Below are 2,737 nucleotides of genomic sequence, written 5' to 3'. Positions count from 1 at the left end.
GATGAACCTCGGGCAGCTGGCGATGCTCCTGCGCGCCCGCTACCTGGTCGACGTGCAGTTTTAATTGAAACTGCGGACCATCCGGGCGGGGCGACTGGTGGGTCAGCTCATGGGGCGGCCTGGGCTGGAGGCTTCTGCCCAGAAGCGCTTGGGGATTCGGCCTGCCAGGGACGCGAGGCGGCCGGCTTCGACCGCCGAGCGCATGGCCGCCGCCATTCGTTCCGGGTCTTGGGCTCGGGTGACCGCCGTGGCCAGGAGGACCGCCGAGCAGCCGAGTTCCATCGCCAGGGCCGCGTCCGAGGCCGTGCCGATGCCCGCGTCGAGGACGATCGGGACCGAGGCCCGGGAGACGATCATCTCGATGTTGTGCGGGTTGCGGATGCCCAGGCCGGTTCCGATCGGCGAGCCCAGCGGCATCACCGCCGCGCAGCCGGTCTCCTCCAGCTTCAGCGCCAGCACCGGGTCGTCGTTGGTGTAGGCCAGGACCACGAAGCCCTGGTCGACCAGCTGCTCCGCGGCGTCCAGCAGCTCCACCGGGTCCGGCAGCAGGGTGTCGTCGTCGGCGACGACCTCCAGCTTGACCCAGTTCGTCTCCAGCGCCTCGCGCGCCAGCTGCGCGGTCAGCACCGCTTCGGCCGCCGTCCGGCAGCCCGCCGTGTTCGGCAGCGCTTCGATGCCGAGCTTGCGCAGCAGGTCGAGCACTCCGGTGCCGCCACCGGCGTCCGCGCGGCGCATCGCCACGGTGGTCAGCTCGGTGCCGGATGCGATCAGCGCGCGTTCCAGGACCGCGAGGTTCGTCGCCCCACCGGTCCCGGTGATCAGCCGCGAACCGAACTCGCGTCCGGCGATCACCAACGGGTCGTCCATGTCACCCTCCTTGCACTGCGGTGAGGACCTCGATCGTGGCCCCGGGGTTCAGCTCGGTCTCCGCCCAGCTCGCGCGCGGCACGACCGCACCGTCGACGGCCACCGCGACGCCCCGGTCCGGCACTCCGAACTCGGCGAGCACCGCGGCGAGCAGTGCGCCCTCGGCGACCTGCCGCGGTTTCCCGTTGATCACGACGTCCACTGCTGTCCTCCCCATCGGCTCGGATCGGTGGTCTTGATCAGCGCGTCGGGTTCGTCGCCGCGCAGCAGCGCGAGCACCGCGTCCACGGTGACCGGGGCGAGCAGGAACCCGCCGCGGTGGTGCGCGGTGGCGGCCAGCACGCCCGGCTCCAGCCAGCCGAGCACCGGCAGGTTGTCGTCGGTGCTGGGCCGCAGCCCGGCCCTGGCCTCGACCAGCTGGTACTCGGCGATGCCCGGCATCACCTGCTCGGCGTCGGCGATCAGGTCGCGCACTCCGCCGAGGGTGACTTCGGTGTCGAACCCGACCTCGTACTGGGTGGCGCCGAGCACCAGTCCCCCGTCGTCGCGCGGCACCAGGTAGACCGGGCGGCCGTGCACGGGGCCGCGAACGGTGCGGCTCGGCGGCGGCAGCGCCGTGCTCCGCGCACGCAGTCGCAGGATCTCGCCTTTTACCGGGCGGATCCGGTCGCGCAGCGCCGGGTGCAGGGAACCGGAGTGCGCACCTGCGGCGATCACCGCGACATCGCAGTCCACAGTGGAATCTTCGAGCTCCACCGCGCCCTCGCGGACGCTTTTCGCCGCGGCTGCGACGAATTCGACCCCGGCGGCCGTCGCCGCAGCGCGCAACGCGGCCAGCGCCAGGCGGTTGTCGACCGCGAGATCTCCCGGAACTTCGAGGCCACCGCGCACCGCGGGCCCCAAGGACGGTTCGAGCCGCCGCGCCTCCCGGCCCGAAAGCCGGGTCACGGTGCGGCCCTGCCGGGACAGGTATTCGGCCAGTTCGTCCAGCTCCGCGCGGTCCGCGCTGTCCACTCCGACCACGAGGGTGCCCTCGCGGCGCAGCCCGGACGGCAGCCCGGACGCGCGACTGAGCTCCTCGGCGAAGTCGGGCCAGCGCTCCAGCGACGCGCTGCCCAGCTCGAGCAGCTCCTCCTCGCCGGGCCAGGCCTCGGCGATCGGCGCCAGCATTCCGCCCGCCACGAAGGACGCACCGGAGGCCGGTGCCGGATCGATCAACTGCACTCGATGCCCGGCGGCCGCTGCGCGCCAGGCGACGGACAACCCGATCACTCCGCCGCCGATGACGACGACGTGCTCGGTTCGTTCTTCAGACAACTCCACGCTCCCTGCGCCGGCATGACCCGGATCAGGTTCGACGGTCGGGGCCAACGCCCCCTCTCAGCCCGCTACCGGGCTCCCGTGCTCACCGCCTTACACCGTACCTGCCGGGAACGCCGACTCCGAGCCCGCATTCGCGCGCGCACCAGAGCTACCCTGTGGGGCATGCCTGGAATGGACGGCTTCGGCATCCGCGCCCGCCTCAACGAGGCGCGGCTCTACCTGTGCACCGACGCCCGCACCGAACGCGGTGATCTCGCGGAGTTCGTGGACGCCGCGCTGGCCGGCGGCGTGGACATCGTGCAGCTGCGCGACAAGCGACCCGGCGGCGCACCGCTGGAGGCGCGCCACGAGCTGGCCGCCCTGGAGGTGCTGGCCGAGGCGTGCGTGCGGCACGGCGCCCTGCTGGCGGTCAACGACCGCGCGGACGTCGCGCTGGCCGCGGAAGCCGACATCCTGCACCTGGGGCAGGACGACCTGCCGGTGGACATCGCGCGGCGCATGCTCGGCGAGCACATCGCGATCGGCCGCTCCACGCACGACGTGGTGC

The 2,737-nt window shown here is 72.6% G+C and carries 4 protein-coding genes and 1 riboswitch; of the genes, 1 reads left to right on the top strand and 3 read right to left on the bottom strand.

Annotated features, from left to right (window positions below; all coding sequences use genetic code 11):
- Positions 1-102: 102 nt before the first annotated feature.
- The 3 genes from ABTZ89_RS37765 to thiO form a co-directional block, all read right to left on the bottom strand.
- Positions 103-867: a thiazole synthase gene (locus ABTZ89_RS37765; RefSeq protein ID WP_270951402.1), complete on the bottom strand. Its 765-nt coding sequence runs from the start codon at positions 865-867 to the stop codon at positions 103-105.
- Between the two features lies 1 nt (position 868).
- Positions 869-1,069 (bottom strand): sulfur carrier protein ThiS, encoded by a 201-nt coding sequence (thiS, locus tag ABTZ89_RS37760; RefSeq protein ID WP_270951403.1) that lies wholly within the window; start codon positions 1,067-1,069, stop codon positions 869-871.
- A complete protein-coding gene (thiO, locus tag ABTZ89_RS37755) occupies positions 1,057-2,184 on the bottom strand; it encodes a glycine oxidase ThiO (protein WP_270951404.1) in 1,128 nt (375 codons plus the stop codon). Before thiO ends, thiS begins: the two co-directional genes overlap by 13 nt.
- Positions 2,176-2,280: riboswitch (TPP riboswitch) on the bottom strand. Its footprint overlaps the gene before it by 9 nt.
- 72 nt (positions 2,281-2,352) lie before the next feature.
- Here thiO and ABTZ89_RS37750 point away from each other — a divergent pair.
- Positions 2,353-2,737: thiamine phosphate synthase (locus tag ABTZ89_RS37750; RefSeq protein ID WP_351054085.1), on the top strand; the 385-nt coding region annotated here is incomplete at its 3' end.

Origin of the sequence: Saccharopolyspora sp. NPDC002686, assembly GCF_040295745.1 — a bacterium.
In the GTDB taxonomy this organism is placed as follows: domain Bacteria; phylum Actinomycetota; class Actinomycetes; order Mycobacteriales; family Pseudonocardiaceae; genus Saccharopolyspora; species Saccharopolyspora oryzae.
This window is presented reverse-complemented; position numbering and strand designations above follow the sequence as displayed.

Coding starts and splice junctions, on each gene's coding strand:
- ABTZ89_RS37765 (WP_270951402.1), bottom strand. CDS start 867: ATGGACGACCCGTTGGTGATCGCCGGACGCGAGTTCGGTTCGCGGCTG.